Source organism: Phenylobacterium soli (genome assembly GCF_003254475.1).
Lineage (GTDB): Bacteria > Pseudomonadota > Alphaproteobacteria > Caulobacterales > Caulobacteraceae > Phenylobacterium > Phenylobacterium soli.
The window spans coordinates 851,146-867,717 of record NZ_QFYQ01000001.1 but is presented as its reverse complement, the minus strand read 5'-3'; the positions used below and the strand labels follow the sequence as shown (position 1 = coordinate 867,717).

The following is a 16,572-nucleotide window of genomic DNA, read 5'->3' as shown; positions in this document are numbered from 1 at the left end:
CTCTCAGGCCTCCTCGGCCTCGCCGATCTCCGCCAGCACCTCCGCGGTATGCTCGCCGAGGCGGGGCGGATGGCGGCGGATGTTAGACGGGGTCTTGGCGAATTTCACCGGCGGCCGGATCAGCTTGTAGGTCCCGAGGTCCGGGTGCTCGTAGGGCTCGAAGAGGCCGACGGCGGCGATGTGCGGGTCGGCCTCTACGTCCTCCAGCCGGTTGGTCTTCACCACTGGGATGGACAGCGGCTTCAGGATGTCCAGCCACTCCTGGGTGGTCTTGGTGGCCGCGGCCTTCTCCACCAGGGCGTAGAGTTCGTGGATGTGCTTGGCCCGGGTCACATAGTCGGCGAAGCGCGGGTCGTTCTTCACCGCATCGCCATAGCCGGCCGCCTCGAAGAACTGGTCCCACTGCTTGTCGGTGTAGGGCAGGAGGCCGATGTAGCCGTCCTTCGTCGGGAAGGGCTTGCGGTTGGGGTTGATCACCCGGACGTAGCCGTACTGGCCGATCGGCGGCTCGAAGACGTGGTCGTAGAGGTGCTCGACCATCAGGAAGCTGGTCACGCACTCCAGCATCGGCACCTCGACGAACTGACCTTCGCCGGTGCGGGCGCGGTGCAGCAGCGCGGCGGTCACCGCCTGGGCCATGAAGAGGCCGGAGACCTTATCGGCCGCAAGGGTCGGCACCAGGCGCGGCGTGGGATCGCCATCGGTGCGCGGCAGGATGTCGGCCATCCCGGAGGCCGACTGGATGAGGTCATCATAGGCCGGCTCGCCGGCATAGGGCCCCTCGGAGCCGTAGCCCGCGGCGTGGACGTAGACGATGTCCGGCCGGATCGCCGCCACGTCCTCGTACGCGAGGCCCAGGCGCTTCAGCCCGTCGTAGCGCACCGAGGCGGCGAAGACGTCGCAGCTCTTGATCAGGCGGCGAAGGGCGCGCTTGGCCTTCTCGTCCTTCAGGTCCAGGACCACCGAGCGCTTGTTGCGGTTGATGGTCAGGAAGATCGGGCCCATGTCGCGCGGCGCAGTGTCGGGCACATGGCCGGCCCAGCGCATGATGTCGCCACCCCCGCCGCGGCCCGAGCCTGGGTCCTCGATCTTGATCACCTCCGCGCCCTGGTCGGCAAGGATCTGGGTGGCGTAGGCGCCATTGACCACGCTGGTGAGGTCGAGGACGCGGATGCCCTTCAGCGGGCCGGTCGCTTCCTTGGCCAGGTTTCTTGTTTCCGCCACGTGATCTATCCCCTCCTCGGTTCGGGCCGCTAAGATCACCCTACAAACCTGACGCTGCGTATGGGAGGGGCCGATGGACTTCGAGCTCTCTGACGAGCACCGGATGCTCAAGGAGTTGGTCGCGCGCTTCGTCCGCGACGAGCTGATGCCGCTGGAGGCCGGCGTCATGGCCCGCGAGGCCGAGGGCAAGGGCCTGGGCATCGGCGAGGCCGAACACAGGCGACTGGATCAGAAGGCCGGCGAGCTCGGCCTCTTCGGCCTCGACGCTCCCGAGGACGTCGGCGGCTCGGACCTGCCGATGACCGCCATGGTCGGGGTGGAGGAAGAGCTCGGCCGCTGCGTCACGCCCTACACCCTCCCGCCGGACAGCCCGAACCTGCGGATGCTGATGGCGACGGTCAACGAGCGCCAGCGCGAGGCCTATCTGGCCCCCTATGTGGCGGGCAAGACCGTCTCGGCGATCGGCATCTCCGAGCCCAGCGCCGGCTCCGATCCGGCGGCCATGACGACCCGCGCCGTGCGCGACGGCGACGACTGGGTGATCAACGGCCGAAAAATTTGGATCAGCCGCGCCGCGGACGCCGACTTCACCATCCTGATGGCGGTGACGGACCCGGAGAAGAAGGCGCGGGGCGGGATCACCGCCTTCATCGTCGACAAGGGAACGCCGGGCTTCAACGTCCTGCGCCGCATCCCGATGATCGGCGGCGCCTACACCTACGAGGTGGCGCTGGAGGACTGCCGTGTGGAGGGCTGGAAGCTGCTCGGCCAGGAGGGCGCGGGCTTCGCGCCCATGCAGACCCGGCTCGGCACCCGGCGCATCCAGATGGCCGCCTGGTCGGTGGGCATGGCCCAGCGGGCCCTCGACATGGTCATCGAGTACGCGCCCCAGCGGAAGACCTTCGGCGCGCCTTTGTCGGAGCGCCAGGCGATCCAGTTCTGGGTGGCCGAGGCCGCCACCAAGATCCACGCCACGCGCCTGATGACCTACCACTGCGCCTGGAAGCTCGACCGCGGCATGGACGTCCGCAACGAGATCTCGATGATCAAGTGGTTCGCCACCGAAATGGCGTATGAGACCGTGGACCGGGCCATGCAGGCCTTCGGCGCCATGGGCATGACCAAGGAGCTGCCCCTGTCGCTGATGCAGGCGAAGCTTCGGACCATGCGCATCTACGACGGCCCGACCGAGATCCATAAGTGGGTCGTGGCCCGCAACCTCCTGGGAACCCGAAAGTAAGGCGGAACGAGACGATGAAATCAGGCTTCGGAGATCATGTGACGGCGGCCCTCGACGGCCATGTGGCCGTGGTGACCATCAACCGGCCGCCGCACAACTTCGTCTCGGTGGAGTTCATGAAGGACCTCGCCGACGCCTGCGAAGCCGCCGACGCCGACGACAACGTCCGCGCCATCGTGCTGCAGGCCGACGGCAAGAGCTTCTGCGCCGGCGCCGACTTCCAGGCCTCCGACGACCGGGTGGCTGCCGGCATGGAGGGCGTCAACGCGCTCTACGTCCACGCCGTGCGGCTCTATTCGATCGAGAAGCCGATCGTCGCCGCCGTGCAGGGCGCGGCGGTGGGCGCGGGCCTCGGCCTGGCGCTGGTCGCCGACTTCCGCGTGGTCTCGCCCGAGGCGCGCTTCGCGGCCAACTTCGTCAAGCTCGGCTTCCACCCCGGCTTCGGCATCAGCCTGGCCCTGCCGCGCATCGTCGGCGAGCAGAAGGCGGCGCTGATGATGCTGACCGGCCGCCGGATCAAGGGCGAGGAGGCGCTGGCCTGGGGCCTGGCCGACGACATGGTCGAGGCGGACGCCCTGCGCGGCGCGGCCCTCGCGCTCGCCAGGGAGATCGCCGAGAACGCCCCCCTGGCCGTGGTCTCCACCCGCAAGACCCTGCGCGGCTCGCTCGCGGCGGCCATCAAGGCCCAGACCGACATCGAGCACCGTGAGCAAAGCGTGCTGCGCGCCACCGAGGATTTCCAGGAAGGCATCCGCTCGGTGAACGAGCGCCGCCCGGGCAACTTCAAGGGACGATGAGGGAGATGCTCCCCCACAGGGGGAGGATTTGTTCACCCGCGCTCGAAGCGCTGGCCGGCGGCGCGTTCGCACTCGGCGGCGAGCTCCTTGAAGAGCAGGGAGAGGATGACGAGGGCCCGGCCCTCCACGTCCGCCGCCTCCGCGCCCGGATGCCAGTCGACCATCATGTCGAAGGCCAGCTCGGGAACCATGGCGTTGCGGGCGAGGACGCTGACCGTCGCCGCGCCAGGATCACCCGGCCGCGCCCGGGCGGTGACGAGCCAGCGGAGCTGTTCGGGAGTGTGTTCAGCCATGCGGTTTCATAGACCGTCATGGCCGGGCTTGTCCTAGCCCTCGGTCGGCCCGGCCGGCCGCTGGGCGAGGGCCGCGGCTTCGCGGGCGAGGCGGGTGATGCGGTCCCAGTCACCGGCTCGCACCGCCTCCGGCGGGGCGACCCAGCTGCCGCCGACGCAGATCACGTTGGAGAGCGCCAGGTACTCGGCCGCATTGGCCGCGCTGACCCCGCCGGTGGGGCAGAACCGCGCCTGCGGAAACGGGCTGTGGAACGCCTTGAGGGCCGCGGGCCCGCCGGCGACATTGGCCGGGAACAGCTTGAAGCGCTCGAAGCCGGCGGCGAGGCCGGCCATCAGCTCGGTGGCGGTGGCGACGCCGGGCAGCAGCGGCACGGGGCCTTCGACGCGCTCACCCTCGATCAGGCCCGGCGAGACGCAGAATTCGCAGCCGAGGTCGGCGGCCGCCTGGCGCATGGCGCCGTCGAGCACCGTGCCGGCGCCGACGATCGCGCCCTCCACCTCGGCGATCATCGCCTCGATGCAGGCCGAGGCGACGGGCGTCCTGAAGGTCACCTCGAGCACGGGCAGGCCGCCGGCGACCAGGGCCCGGCCGAGCGGCACGGCGTGGGCGACATCCTCGATCACCAGGACCGGGATGACCGGGGCGGCGGCGAGGATCTCGTCGAGCGTCATAGCCGCTCCATCTGCTCCAGTTCGCGGGCCGACCCCAGGATCGCCGGATAGGGGTGCAGCACAAGAGCCGTCGGGATCTCCTGCACGAAATGGCTGAGGCGGCCCTTGGCCTCGAAGCGGGCGCGGAACTGGCTGGCCGCCAGCCGGTCGGCCATGCGCGGGGCGATGCCGCCGGAGATGAAGGCCCCGCCGCGGGCGCCGAAGCTCAGGGCCAGGTCCCCCGCCACCGAACCGAGGATGGCGCAGAAGCGGTCGAGCGCCGCGCCGGCGGCGGCGTCGCCGGCGGCTCCGGCCTCCATGACCGCCTTCTCGTTGGCGCAGGCGCCGTCGGTGTTCCCCAGTTCGCAGAGGCACCGGTAGATGTCGAACAGGCCCTGGCCGGAGAGCAGCCGCTCGATGGAGACGCGGCCGTACTTGGCCTGCAGCCGCTTCCAGATCTCCACCTCCACCTCGTCGGTCGGGGCGAAGCCGGCGTGGCCGCCCTCGGTGGCGATAGCGAGGTCGCCGAGCGGCCCGCGGGCCAGGCCCGCGACGCCGAAGCCGGTGCCGGCGCCCAGCACCACGATCGGGCAGTCGTGGCCGCCGCCGCGGATCGCCGGGCCGATGGGCTTCAGGTCCTCGGGATCGAGCCGCGGGCAGGCCAGGGCCTGGGCGGCGAAGTCGTTGAGCAGCTTCACCGCCTCGAACTCGAAGTGGGCGAGGAGATCGCCCTCCGAGACCTGCCAGTGCAGGTTGGTGAAGGTGATCTCGCCGTCGGTCACCGGCCCGGCCACGGCGATCACCGCGCGCGGCGGGCGGCGCTTGCCCATGGTCCGCTCCAGATAGTCGTCGATGACGTCGGTGAGCGAGGCGTAGTTGGCCGCCTGGTAGACGTGCAGGTTGCGGACGCGCCGATCGGTGTCCACCAGGGCGAAGCGGGCGTTGGTGCCGCCGACGTCGCCGACGAGGCCGAGGTACTGGGCTTTCATCAGGCGGCCTCGAAGAGGGTGCAGGCGCCGTCGTCGGCGCGGCCGGCGGCCTTGCGCATCCAGCCGAACAGGTCGCGGCCGTAGCCGAAGCCGGCCGCCGGCGCGCGCGCCGGGATGCGGGCCATCAGCTCCTCGCGCGCCACCTTGATCTCGAGGACCCCGGCGTGGGCGTCGAGGCGGATGATGTCGCCGTCGCGGACGTAGGCGAGCGGGCCGCCCTCCTCCGCCTCGGGCGTGACATGGATCGCCGCCGGCACCTTGCCGGAGGCGCCGGACATGCGCCCGTCGGTGACCAGGGCCACCTTGAAGCCCTTGTCGAGCTGGACCCCGAGGGCCGGCGTCAGGGAGTGGAGCTCGGGCATGCCGTTGGCCCGCGGTCCCTGGAAGCGGACCACCGCCACGAAATCGCGATTGAGCTCGCCACGCTTGTGCGCCGCCAAGAGCGCCTCCTGGTCTTCGAACACCAAAGCCGGGGCCTCTAGCACAAGATGCTCCGGCTTCACCGCCGAAGTCTTGATCACGGCGCGGCCGAGGCCGCCGGTCAGCAGGCGGATGCCGCCCTCGGACTGGAAGGGATCGTCGGCCGGCCGCAGGATGTCGCGGTCCAAGGACGCCGCGGTTCCCTCGCGCCAGACGAGCTCGCCGCCGTCGAGGAACGGCTCGGTCTGGTAGCGCCGCAGCCCCGGCCCGGCGACGGTCATCACGTCCTCGTGGGCGAGGCCGGCGTCGAGGAGCTGGCGGGTGACGAAGGCCATGCCGCCGGCCGCGTGGAAGGCGTTCACGTCCTCCGAGCCGTTCGGGTAGACCCGCGCGATCAGCGGGGTGACGCGGGAGAGGTCGTCGAAGTCCTCCCAGGTCAGGCGCACGCCGGCCGCCCGGGCCATGGCGATCAGGTGCAGGGTGTGGTTGGTCGAGCCGCCGGTGGCCAGGAGCCCGGCGACGGCGTTGACGATGCTCTTCTCGTCCACCACGGCCGAGAACGGCGTGTAGTCGTTGGTCCCGTCGCGGATCGCCACGGCCCGCTTGGGCGCCGCGGCCACCAGGGCGTCGCGCAGCGGGGTGTTAGGGCTGACGAAGGCCGAGCCGGGCAGGTGCAGCCCGGTCATCTCCATCATCATCTGGTTGGAGTTGGCGGTGCCGTAGAAGGTGCAGGTGCCCGGCCCGTGATAGGACTTCATCTCCGAGGTGAGCAGCTCCTCGCGGGTCGCCTTGCCCTCGGCGTAGAGCGCGCGGACGCGGGCCTTCTCCGCGTTGGAGACGCCCGAGCTCATCGGCCCGCCGGGCACGAAGATCACCGGCAGGTGGCCGAAGGCCGCCGCCCCGATGAACAGGCCCGGCACGATCTTGTCGCAGATGCCGAGCATCAGGGCCGCATCGAAGGCGTCGTGCGTCAGGGCCACCGCCGTCGACATGGCGATCACGTCGCGGCTGAACAGCGACAGCTCCATGCCCGGCCGGCCCTGGGTGACGCCGTCGCACATGGCGGGCACGCCGCCGGCGTACTGGGCCGTGGCGCCGATCGCGCGGGCCGCCGACTTGATGATCGGCGGGAAGCGCTCCAGCGGCTGGTGGGCCGAGAGCATGTCGTTGTAGGCGGAGACGATGGCCACGTTGGGGGCCGACGGGTCGCGCATTCGCTGCTTGTCGCCCTCGGGCGAGGCGGCGAAGGCGTGGGCGAAGTTCGCGCAGGAGAGCTTGCCGCGCCCCGGACCCGCGGCGCGGGCGGCGGCCATGCGCTCCAAGTAGTCGGCCCGGCTCTCGCGGCTGCGCTCGACGATGCGCTCGGTGACCTCGGCCGTGACGGGATGCATGGCTCGCCTCCTCAGCTCTCTCAGGACGGACCCTTGGGTGACGGGCTCCAGAGCACCCTGACGGGGACCTCGGACTGGTCGAGGATCGCCCGCACGGGCAGGTCCTCGCCGGCCAGGGCGCGCGCCGCCACCTCGCGCTTAGCCTCGCCGGCGATCAAGAGGAAGATGGCGCGCGACGCCAGCAGAGCCCGCAGCGTCAGCGAAACGCGCGCCAGCGGCGGCGCGCCGAGCCCCGGCGGCACGTCCACGACGAGCGCCGCGCCGGCCGGATCGAGATGGCGAGGCAGCGCCGGGTCGCCGGGCAGGAGGGACGCAATGTGGCCGTCCTCGCCCATGCCCAGCATGACCGCGTCGAACGGCAGGAGCCCCTCGACGACGGCCGGCTCCGGCTTTGGCCAGAGCGGCACGAAGTGGGCCTTGGCCGCCGCCTCCGCCAGCAGGCGTTCGCGCACCAGCCGGGCGTTGGCCTCGGGCGCCTCGGCGGCCACGCAGCGTTCGTCGGAGAGCGTCACCACCACCCGCGCCCAGTCGAGGCCCGGCGTGACGCGCAGCCGCTCGTACACCGGGCCCGGGGAGCGGCCGCCAGTGGCCACCAGGCACGCGCGGCCGCGGGTCTTCAGCCCGTCGGCCAGCGCCCGGGCGAGGCCGTAGGCGGCGGCCTCGGCAAGCGCGGAGCCGGTGGCGAACGTCTCGATCATCCCACTTCCCATAACGCCTTCCGCGCCTCGCGGAAGCTTCGCCGGGCCGTCTTCCGGACATCCCGCCCGGCATTGACCCGGGCCCAAAGGGCGCGCAGGTTTTGCAGGCGTCCAGGTCGAGGCCCACCGACAACCGGCGCCGCTGAGGCGGCGTTCCCGGCGGCTAGCGGGTTCGCATATGAGGATCGCACAGATCTCCCCCCTGTACGAAGCCGTGCCCCCACGGCTCTACGGCGGCACCGAGCGCGTCGTCGCTCACCTGTGCGACGCCCTCGCCGAGCTCGGCCACGACGTCACCCTGTTCGCCAGCGCCGAGGCCAGGACCCGCGCCCGGCTGGCGCCGGTCCGCGACCAGGCCATCCGCCTCGACCCCACGGCCCTGAAGTCCGACCTCGCCGCCCACATGAGCCAGCTCGCGGAGGTCCGCCGGCGGGCCCACGAGTTCGACGTGCTGCACTTCCACACCGACATGGTCCATTTCCCGTTCTTCGAGGACCTGGCGCACCACACCGTCACCACCCTGCACGGCCGGCTCGACATGAAGGACCTGGCGGGGGTCTATCGCCGCTGGCGGCAGTTTCCGCTGGTCTCGATCAGCGACGACCAGCGAAAGCCCCTGCCCTTCGCCAACTGGGCGGCGACGGTCCACCACGGGCTTCACGCCGACCTCTACCGCCCGTCGGCCGGCCACCGGGGCTATCTCGCCTTTCTCGGCCGTATCTCGCCCGAGAAGCGGCCGGACCGGGCGATCGCCATCGCCACGCGGCTCGGCCGGCCGCTGCGCATCGCCGCCAAGGTGGACCGCGCCGACCGGGCCTATTTCGACGACAAGATCGAGCCCTTGCTGCACCATCCCCTGGTCGCCTTCGTCGGCGAGATCGGCGACGCGGGGAAGTCGGGCTTCCTGGGCGGGGCCGAGGCCCTCCTGTTCCCCATCGACTGGCCCGAGCCGTTCGGCCTGGTGATGATCGAGGCCATGGCCTGCGGGACGCCGGTGATCGCCTACGACTGCGGCTCGGTGCGCGAGGTGGTGGAGGACGGACTGACCGGCTTCATCGTCCGCGACGAGGACGAGGCCTGCGCCGCCGTGGCCCGCCTGCCGACGCTCGACCGGGCGGCGATCCGGCGGCGGTTCGAGGAGCGCTTCTCCGGCCAGGCCATGGCGCGGCGCTATCTCGCCCTCTACGCGCGCCTCGCGCGGGGCGCCGCCGGCGCCCTCGGCGCGCTGGCCTGAGCCGTGGCTGACGCCGCGATGGACGATCTCGATCTCGCGCCCGGCCAGGACGCGCGGGTGGAATGGGGGCAGATGGAGGAACCGCGGGTCCCCGCCCGCCTCCACGCCCTGAAGGACCACGACACCTTCGTGGTGGCCGACAGCATGGGCGACATCCTGGGGCTGGCCGACGGGCTGTTCCACGACGACACCCGCATCCTGTCGCGCTGGCGCCTGCGGCTGGGCGCCCACTCGCCGACCCTGCTGTGCGGCGCGGTCAGCCAGGACAACGTCTTCTTCACCTCGCACCTGGTGAACGGCGCCCTGGTCACCCCCGGCGGTCCGGTCGGCCCGCCCGGAGTGCTGCACGTCGAGCGCAAGCGGCTGCTGTGGGAAGAGCGGCTCTTCGAGCGGATCACCATCGTCAACTACTCGCATGCCGTGGTCATGCTGCCCCTGGCCTTCGAGTTCGACGCCGACTTCCGCGACATGTTCGAGGTGCGTGGAGCGGTCAGGCCGCGGCGCGGCGTCCGCCGTCCGGTGGAGGTCGACGAGCGCTTCGTGCGCTTCCGCTACGAGGGGCTCGACCGGGTGGAGCGCTCCTCGACCATCGTCTTCTCCGATCCGCCCAGCCGGCTCACGGCCGACCACGCGGAGTTCCTCTACGCCCTGCAGCCCGACGGCCGGGTGGAGCTGCACGTGGAGATCGGCGCCCACGGCGGCTGCGTCCCCAGCCGCGAGCGGTTCCGCGCCGCCGCCGCCCGCGCCCGCTTCGCCATGCGCGCCCGCCGCCGCCGCGGCGGGCGGCTGCGCACCACCGGCGGACTGTTCAACGCTTGGGTGGAGAAGAGCCGGGCCGACCTGGCGCTGCTCACCACGCCGCTGCAGACCGGGCCCTACCCCTATGCCGGCATCCCCTGGTTCTCGACCGCCTTCGGCCGCGACGCCATCATCACCGCCTGGCAGATCCTGTGGTTCGATCCGAGCCTGGCCAAGGGCGTGCTCACCTACCTGGCGATGCAGCAGGCGGAGGAGGTCTCGGCCTTCCGTGACTCCGAGCCGGGCAAGATCATGCACGAGACCCGCCGCGGCGAGATGGCCGCCCTCGGCGAGGTGCCCTTCGGCCGCTACTACGGCGGGGTCGACACGACGCCGCTGTTCGTGGCGCTGGCCGGCGCCTATGCCGAGCGGACCGGCAGCCGCGAGCTGGTCGACCAGCTTTGGCCCCAGCTCGAGCGGGCCATCGCCTGGGTGGAGCGCCGGATCGACGACAACCCGTTCGGCCTGCTGGCCTACGCCAAGTCCTCCGAGAAGGGGCTCACCAACCAGGGCTGGAAGGATTCCGGCGATTCCATCTTCCACGCCGACGGCCGCTTCCCGCCGCCGCCGATCGCGCTGGTCGAGGTGCAGGGCTACGCCTTCGCCGCCTTCGAGGCGATGGCCAAGCTCGCCCGCCAGCGCGGCGACCTCGAGGACGCCACGCGCTGGACCGGGCGCGCCGAAACCATCCGCGCCCGGGTCGAGGAGCTCTACTGGATGGAGGCGGAAGGCGCCTACGGCCTGGCGGTCGACGGTGACGGCAAGCTGGCCCGCGTGCGGGCCTCGAACATGGGCCACCTGCTGTTCTCAGGCCTACCGTCGGCCGAGCGCGCCGCCCGGGTGATCAAGACCCTCACGGGGCCGGACTTCGCGTCGGGCTGGGGGCTCCGGACCCTGGCCGTGGGCGAGGCCCGCTACAATCCGATGAGCTACCACAACGGCTCGATCTGGCCGCACGACACCGCCATCTGCGCCATGGGCATGGCCCGCTACGGCGAGCGTAGGGGGGTGGCGCACATCACCGCCGGCATGTTCGAGAGCGCGGCTCAGTTCGAGATGCGCCTGCCCGAACTGTTCTGCGGCTTCCCGCGCTGTCCCGGCGAGCCGCCGGTGGCCTATCCGGTGGCCTGCCTGCCGCAGGCCTGGGCCGCCGGCGCGGTGTTCATGATGCTGCAGGCGTGCCTGGGCGTCCGGGTCGACGGCGAGGCCGGCCTCATCGAGGTCAAGGACCCGCACCTGCCGGTCGGCCTCGACCACTTCAGCATCCTCCAGCTCGGCGTCGGCGAGGCCAGCCTCGACCTGCATTTCGAGCGGCAGGGCGAGCGGATCGTCCTGCGCGGCCAGGACCGCCGCGTGAAGCTCGGCTAGCGCCGCGGCGTATGGGCGAGCCGCAGGATATTGGCCGCGCCCGGCGAGCCGATCGGCAGGCCGGCGAGGATCAGCACCCGCTGGCCGGGCGGGCCGAGGCCGGTCTTCACCGCCTGCTCGAGGGCGGCCTCGGTGAGATGCTCGGGATCGGTCGGCTCGGGCACCACCCGCGGCTCGACGCCCCAGGCCAGGGCCAGGCGGCGCGCGGTGTCGAGGTTGGGAGTCAGCGCCAGGGTCGGCTGCAGCGGCCGCTCCCGCGCCAGCCGCAGCGCCGTCTGGCCGGTCGTCGTGAAGGCCACGATGCAGGCGGTGGACGAGCTTTCCGAAGCCCGTCGGGCGGCGGCCACCAAGGCGTCGGCGTCGGCGTCCTCGACCGGGTACTCGGCGCGCATCAGCTCGGGCCAGCGCGGGTCCTGCTCCACCCGGGTGATGATGCGGTCCATCATGGTGACCGCTTCCAGCGGATAGTCGCCGGCCGCCGTTTCGGCCGAGAGCATCAGCGCGTCGGCGCCCTCGTACACCGCGCCGGCCACGTCCGAGGCCTCGGCCCGGGTCGGGGTCGGAGAGTGGGTCATGCTCTCCAGCATCTGGGTGGCGACGATCACCGGCAGGCCGCGCAGGCGCGCCGCGCGCACCAGCTTCTTCTGGAACACCGGCACCTCTTCCGGCGCCAGCTCCACGCCGAGGTCGCCCCGGGCGACCATGATCGCCTGGCAGAGGTCGAGGATCTCGTCGAGCGCCTCGAGGGCGGCGGGCTTCTCGATCTTGGCCAGCACGTTGGCGCGGCCCTTCACCAGGCTGCGCAGCTCGGCCATGTCCGAGGCGCGCTGGACGAAGGACAGGGCCACCCAGTCGACGCCCTCGTTGAGGGCGAAGGCGAGGTCCTCGCGGTCCTTCTCGGTCAGGGCCGGGATCGGGATCGACAGGTTCGGGAGGTTCAGCCCCTTGTGGTCGGAGAGCTGGTCCCCGGCCTCGACCACGGTCTCGGCGAAGTCAGCCCCGTGGCCCACCACCCGCAGGCGCACCTTGCCGTCGTCGAGCAGCACATGGGCGCCGGTGCGCAGGGCGGCGAACACCTCCGGATGGGGCACGCCGACCCGGGCGGCGTCGCCCGGCGTGCGGCTCATGTCGAGGCGGAAGTCCTGGCCGGGCTTGATCCGCGCCACCCCGTCGGCGAACTCGCCGAGGCGGATCTTCGGCCCCTGAAGGTCGGCCAGCACCCCCAGCGGGCGGCCGACGGCGGCCTCGGCCTGGCGGACCGCGCGGATGGTTCGCGCATGGTCGGCCTGGCTGCCGTGACTGAAGTTGATGCGGAAGACATCGGCGCCGGCGGTCGCGAGTTCGCGCACCCGCGCCGGGTCGCGACTGGCGGGACCGAGGGTCGCCACGATTCGGGCTCTGCGCGCGCGGATCATCCGGCGTCGGGATGTAAGGGAACGTTGTGCGCCGGGCAACTTATGCGCGTCCGGCGAGGCTTCCGGAGCCAATGTTTTTCGGTGCGCGTTAAGCGAGGACGCGCGGGGCGCGGGGCTTCGATTTCTGTGCGGACGACGAGCGGCGGAGCTGACAGCTTGAGCCAGACCTCATGACTCAGAACCTGGAGCTGTTTCCGATCGGCAACTGCGCGGCCAGCGCCCTCGTCGACGAGGCGGGCCGCTTCGTCTGGGCCTGCACGCCGAGAGTGGACGGCGACCCCTTCTTCTCGGGCCTGCTCTGCAGCCGCGATCCGGCCAGCGAGTCGGCCCGCGGCGTCTGGGCCGTCGAGGCGGAGGACACCCTCTCCATCCGCCAGTCCTATCTGCGCAACACCCCGATCCTCTCCACCGAGATCGTCGACCGCCACGGCGGGGCGCTGGAGGTGATCGACTTCTGCCCCCGCTACCGCCAGTTCGGCCGGGTCTACCGGCCGCTGGTCTTCATCCGCCTGATCCGACCGATCGCCGGCGCGCCGCGGATCCGTATCCGCATGCGGCCGACCTTCAACTACGGCGAGCGCGCCTGCGCCACGACCAACGGCTCGAACCACATCCGCTACGTCGGCGGCGAGACCACCATGCGCCTGACCACCGACGCGCCGGTCAGCCACATCCTGGAGGAGCGCGCCTTCCGGCTCGAGGAGCCGATCGCCATGTTCCTCGGCCCGGACGAGGGCTTCGACGCCGACATCGCCATCACCACCGAGCGGATGCTGCGCGAGACCACCTTCTACTGGCGAAGCTGGGTGCGCACCCTGTCGGTGCCGCTGGAATGGCAGGAAGAGGTCATCCGGGCGGCCATCACCCTGAAGCTCTGCGCCTACGAGGAGACCGGGGCCATCGTCGCGGCCCTGACCACCTCGATCCCGGAGCACCCGGTGGAGGACGGCGAGCCGGGCCGCAATTGGGACTACCGCTACTGCTGGCTGCGCGACGCCTACTATGTGGTCCAGGCCCTGAACCGGCTGGGCGCGGCCGACATGCTGGAGAACTACCTCGGCTATCTGCGCAACCTGGTGGACGTTGCGCGCCGGGGTCAGCTCGCGCCGGTCTATGGGCCGCGGGGCGAGCCGCCGGGCACCGAGCCCGCGCCCGCGCCCGCGCCGGGCCTGGAGCAGGGCGCGGGGCCATCGTCCGAGGAGGCTTCGCGGGCCGGCCATGTGCAGCCGGTCTACGGCGTGGGGCTCGAGCCCGTGCTCACCGAGTGGATCGCGCCGCATTTGGCCGGCTATCGCGGCATGGGCCCTGTCCGCATCGGCAACCAGGCGCACGAGCACCTGCAGCACGACGTCTATGGCCAGATCGTGCTCTCCACCGTCCAGGCCTTCTTCGACGAGCGGCTGTTCCGGCCGGCGACGGTGGACGACTTCTACGCCCTGGAGCCGATCGGCGAGCGCGCCTTCGAGCTGCACGACAAGCCGGACGCCAGCCTCTGGGAGTTCCGCGGCCGCGAGGCGGTGCACACCTATTCCTCGGTGATGTGCTGGGCGGCCTGCGACCGGCTGGCCAACGCCGCGGCGCGCGTCGGCCTGCCAGCCCGCTCGCACTACTGGGCGGAGAAGGCGCGCCAGGTCCGCGCCACCATCGAGGCCCGCGCCTGGAACGAGAAGCTCGGCCGCTACGCCGCGACCTTCGACGGCGATGAACTGGACGCGAGCCTCCTGCAGCTCATAGACGTGCGCTTCACCACCCCGGGCGATCCGCGCATGCGCGCCACCATGGAAGCGGTGGAGAGCGGGCTGCGGCGCGGCGGCTTCATGCTGCGCTACGCCCTGCCCGACGACTTCGGCCTGCCGAAGACGGCGTTCAACTTCTGCACCTTCTGGCTGATCGAGGCCCTGCACCTCTCCGGCCGCACGGCGGAGGCCCGCGACCTGTTCGAGCAGATGCTCGGCCGCCGCACCAAGGCCGGACTGCTGTCCGAGGACCTCGCCTTCGACGGCGAGGAGCTGTGGGGCAACTATCCCCAGACCTACTCCCTCGTCGGCCTGATCAACTGCGCCACCCTGCTGTCGCGGCCGTGGTCGACCGTGCGGTGAAGGACCGGGCCTGCCGGAACCTTCGCCGGCCGCCACCGCTTCCATGGGCATGGCAGAGCATGACCTGCGCGCCGCGGCCGAGGCCGCCAACCGGCTGATCTCGCGGATCGAGGAGATCGTCGCCGACCACCTGCAGCCCGGCCGCGACGCCGACGAGGCGCGCGGCTTCTACGAGATCGTCAAGGTCCTGGAGGACAGCCACGACGTCGCCGTCCTGCGCGAGGCCCTGGGCGACAGCCCGACCCGCTTCGGCGAACCGACGCCCTACGCGGCCGGCGACCACACGGGCTGAATTCTGCGGGCCGCAATCGGACCCGGCAGTCGCTCCTAGTCGTACCAGGCCCGCCCCGCCCGCTCGATGAGCGCGAAGGCCCCCGCCGGCCCCCACGAGCCGGCCGCGTAGGGCTTGGGCGTCAGGCCGGCTTCCTTCCAGGCGTCGGCGACGCCGTCGATCCAGCGCCAGGCCGCCTCCACCTCGTCGCGGCGCACGAACAGGGTGGAATTTCCGACGATGACGTCCAGCAGCAGGCGCTCGTAGGCGATGCGCCGGCGCGCGCCCGGCCCTTCGTAGGCGCGCAGCAGGGAGAGCGACAGCGGCAGGGACTGCAGCCGCATCCCCTCGCGGCTGATGCCCGGCGCCTTGTTCATCAAGGTGAGCTCGATGTCCTCGTCCGGCTGCAGGTCGATGACCAGGCGGTTGGCGGTGAGGTCCTGGCTGGCGGCGCCGCCGAAGATCGAGTGCGGCACCGGCTTGAACTGGATGGCGATCTGGGTGCGCCGCTCGGGCAGGCGCTTGCCGGTCCGCAGGAAGAAGGGCACGCCCGCCCAGCGCCAGTTGTCGATGTCGGCCCTCAGGGCCACGAAGGTCTCGATGTCGGAGGGCTGGCCGCGCTCCTTCTCGTAGGCATGGGCCGCCCGCCCGGCCACCACTCCGTCGCCGTACTGGCCGCGGATCGAGCAGCCCTGCGCATCGGCCCGGGTGAAGCCGCGGAGCGAGCGCAGCACCTTGACCTTCTCGTTGCGGACCGAGTCCGGCTCCATGTCCGACGGCGGCTCCATGGCCACCAGGCAGAGGAGCTGCAGCATGTGGTTCTGCAGCATGTCGCGCAGGGCGCCGTACTCGTCGTAGTACGGCCAGCGCTCGCCGACGCCTTCGGTCTCGGCCACGGTGATCTGCACGTGGTCGATGGTCAGGTTGTTCCACAGCGGCTCGAAGAGGGTGTTGGCGAAGCGCAGGGCGATCAGGTTCTGCACCGTCTCCTTGCCCAGGTAGTGGTCGATACGGAACACCCGCTCCTCGTCGAACACCGCCCCGACCGCGGCGTTGATCGCCCGCGAGCTCTCGAGATCGCGGCCGATCGGCTTCTCCAGCACGATCCGGCTCTCGGGTCCCGCGAAGCCGACCTTGGCGAGAGCCGCGCAGACCTTGGAATAGAGGCTGGGCGAGATGGCGAGATAGAACATCGGCCGGCTGGCCTGGGCCGTGTGCGGCTTGAGGGCGGCGAGCCCTTCGATACTGGTGGCGTCGGCGGGGACGTAGTCCAGCCGGCCGCAAAAGCGGGCCCAGACCGCCTCGTCCAGCCCTTCGGGCCGGCCCTTCAGGTCGCTGCGCACATGGTCGAGGAAGTCCTGCCGGCTGAGTTCGGCCCGGGCGGTGGCGACGATCTTGAAGCCGTCGGGCAGGAAGCCGTCGACGTCGAGGAAGTAGAGCGACGGCAGCAGCATGCGCCGGGCGAGGTCGCCCGTGGCGCCGAACAGGACGAGCAGGTCCGCACGCGGCGTCTCGGCCATCTGCGCCATCCCCTAGAGCTGCCAGGTCTCGACGCCCGCATAGCGCGGACTTCCAAACCAACGTCAAGGCCCAGGCGCAAGGTTCCGGACCAAGTTCCGCAGAGCTTCGAACAATTGGGATCGAAGCGGCCCAGTTGTGCGTTTCGTACCGGTTCGGGGGCGAG

14 protein-coding genes are annotated in these 16,572 nt (G+C 71.3%); 6 read left to right on the top strand and 8 right to left on the bottom strand.

Annotation, left to right across the window (positions count from 1 at the left end; all coding sequences use genetic code 11):
- Positions 1–3 precede the first annotated feature (3 nt).
- Positions 4–1,224 (bottom strand): CaiB/BaiF CoA transferase family protein, encoded by a 1,221-nt coding sequence (locus DJ017_RS04385; protein ID WP_111527571.1) that lies wholly within the window; start codon positions 1,222–1,224, stop codon positions 4–6.
- A 73-nt stretch (positions 1,225–1,297) separates the two neighbouring features.
- On the opposite strand from DJ017_RS04385, the gene DJ017_RS04380 reads away from it, so the two are divergent.
- Both DJ017_RS04380 and DJ017_RS04375 read left to right on the top strand, forming a co-directional pair.
- Positions 1,298–2,464 carry an acyl-CoA dehydrogenase family protein gene (locus tag DJ017_RS04380; RefSeq protein WP_111527570.1) on the top strand — a complete coding sequence of 389 codons (1,167 nt, stop codon included), beginning with the start codon at positions 1,298–1,300 and terminating at the stop codon, positions 2,462–2,464.
- 38 nt (positions 2,465–2,502) lie between these two features.
- The gene (locus DJ017_RS04375) at positions 2,503–3,261 is read left to right on the top strand and encodes an enoyl-CoA hydratase/isomerase family protein (RefSeq protein ID WP_227000013.1); all 759 of its coding nucleotides are present in this window, start codon (positions 2,503–2,505) and stop codon (positions 3,259–3,261) included.
- A 32-nt stretch (positions 3,262–3,293) separates the two neighbouring features.
- On the opposite strand, the gene DJ017_RS04370 is transcribed toward DJ017_RS04375, so the two are convergent.
- Genes DJ017_RS04370 through pgl form a run of 5 tightly spaced genes read right to left on the bottom strand, consistent with a single transcriptional unit; the run spans position 3,294 to position 7,703 of the window.
- A complete protein-coding gene (locus tag DJ017_RS04370; protein ID WP_111527568.1) occupies positions 3,294–3,554 on the bottom strand; it encodes a hypothetical protein in 261 nt (86 codons plus the stop codon).
- Positions 3,555–3,587: 33 nt separating this feature from the next.
- Complete coding sequence (gene eda / locus DJ017_RS04365; RefSeq protein ID WP_111527567.1) at positions 3,588–4,226, bottom strand: bifunctional 4-hydroxy-2-oxoglutarate aldolase/2-dehydro-3-deoxy-phosphogluconate aldolase; 639 nt, start codon at positions 4,224–4,226, stop codon at positions 3,588–3,590.
- Positions 4,223–5,194: a glucokinase gene (gene glk / locus DJ017_RS04360; protein WP_111527566.1), complete on the bottom strand. Its 972-nt coding sequence runs from the start codon at positions 5,192–5,194 to the stop codon at positions 4,223–4,225. Before glk ends, eda begins: the two co-directional genes overlap by 4 nt.
- Complete coding sequence (gene edd, locus DJ017_RS04355) at positions 5,194–7,005, bottom strand: phosphogluconate dehydratase (RefSeq protein ID WP_111527565.1); 1,812 nt, start codon at positions 7,003–7,005, stop codon at positions 5,194–5,196. The genes glk and edd overlap by 1 nt, the downstream gene beginning before the upstream one ends.
- 20 nt (positions 7,006–7,025) lie before the next feature.
- The gene (pgl, locus tag DJ017_RS04350; protein ID WP_111527564.1) at positions 7,026–7,703 is read right to left on the bottom strand and encodes a 6-phosphogluconolactonase; all 678 of its coding nucleotides are present in this window, start codon (positions 7,701–7,703) and stop codon (positions 7,026–7,028) included.
- 178 nt (positions 7,704–7,881) lie between these two features.
- On the opposite strand from pgl, the gene DJ017_RS04345 reads away from it, so the two are divergent.
- The gene (locus tag DJ017_RS04345; protein WP_111527563.1) at positions 7,882–8,937 is read left to right on the top strand and encodes a glycosyltransferase family 4 protein; all 1,056 of its coding nucleotides are present in this window, start codon (positions 7,882–7,884) and stop codon (positions 8,935–8,937) included.
- Between the two features lie 3 nt (positions 8,938–8,940).
- Entirely contained in the window at positions 8,941–11,103 is a 2,163-nt protein-coding gene (locus tag DJ017_RS04340; RefSeq protein ID WP_227000012.1) for an amylo-alpha-1,6-glucosidase, read from the top strand.
- Here DJ017_RS04340 and pyk read toward each other — a convergent pair.
- On the bottom strand, positions 11,100–12,518 hold the full coding sequence (pyk, locus tag DJ017_RS04335; protein WP_111527561.1) for a pyruvate kinase: 1,419 nt from the start codon (positions 12,516–12,518) through the stop codon (positions 11,100–11,102). The two genes, DJ017_RS04340 and pyk, sit on opposite strands and share 4 nt — an antisense overlap.
- Positions 12,519–12,688: 170 nt before the next feature.
- Between pyk and DJ017_RS04330 the strand changes: the two genes are divergently transcribed.
- Both DJ017_RS04330 and DJ017_RS04325 read left to right on the top strand, forming a co-directional pair.
- Entirely contained in the window at positions 12,689–14,617 is a 1,929-nt protein-coding gene (locus DJ017_RS04330; RefSeq protein WP_111527560.1) for a glycoside hydrolase family 15 protein, read from the top strand.
- A 49-nt stretch (positions 14,618–14,666) separates the two neighbouring features.
- Positions 14,667–14,909: a hypothetical protein gene (locus DJ017_RS04325; protein WP_133255382.1), complete on the top strand. Its 243-nt coding sequence runs from the start codon at positions 14,667–14,669 to the stop codon at positions 14,907–14,909.
- Positions 14,910–14,944: 35 nt separating this feature from the next.
- On the opposite strand, the gene zwf is transcribed toward DJ017_RS04325, so the two are convergent.
- On the bottom strand, positions 14,945–16,408 hold the full coding sequence (zwf, locus tag DJ017_RS04320) for a glucose-6-phosphate dehydrogenase (RefSeq protein ID WP_377284526.1): 1,464 nt from the start codon (positions 16,406–16,408) through the stop codon (positions 14,945–14,947).
- Positions 16,409–16,572 lie beyond the last annotated feature (164 nt).

Coding starts and splice junctions, on each gene's coding strand:
- DJ017_RS04380 (WP_111527570.1), top strand. CDS start 1,298: ATGGACTTCGAGCTCTCTGACGAGCACCGGATGCTCAAGGAGTTGGTC.
- pyk (WP_111527561.1), bottom strand. CDS start 12,518: ATGATCCGCGCGCGCAGAGCCCGAATCGTGGCGACCCTCGGTCCCGCC.
- edd (WP_111527565.1), bottom strand. CDS start 7,005: ATGCATCCCGTCACGGCCGAGGTCACCGAGCGCATCGTCGAGCGCAGC.
- DJ017_RS04370 (WP_111527568.1), bottom strand. CDS start 3,554: ATGGCTGAACACACTCCCGAACAGCTCCGCTGGCTCGTCACCGCCCGG.
- DJ017_RS04345 (WP_111527563.1), top strand. CDS start 7,882: ATGAGGATCGCACAGATCTCCCCCCTGTACGAAGCCGTGCCCCCACGG.
- pgl (WP_111527564.1), bottom strand. CDS start 7,703: ATGATCGAGACGTTCGCCACCGGCTCCGCGCTTGCCGAGGCCGCCGCC.
- glk (WP_111527566.1), bottom strand. CDS start 5,194: ATGAAAGCCCAGTACCTCGGCCTCGTCGGCGACGTCGGCGGCACCAAC.
- eda (WP_111527567.1), bottom strand. CDS start 4,226: ATGACGCTCGACGAGATCCTCGCCGCCGCCCCGGTCATCCCGGTCCTG.
- DJ017_RS04330 (WP_111527560.1), top strand. CDS start 12,689: ATGACTCAGAACCTGGAGCTGTTTCCGATCGGCAACTGCGCGGCCAGC.
- zwf (WP_377284526.1), bottom strand. CDS start 16,408: ATGGCCGAGACGCCGCGTGCGGACCTGCTCGTCCTGTTCGGCGCCACG.
- DJ017_RS04325 (WP_133255382.1), top strand. CDS start 14,667: ATGGCAGAGCATGACCTGCGCGCCGCGGCCGAGGCCGCCAACCGGCTG.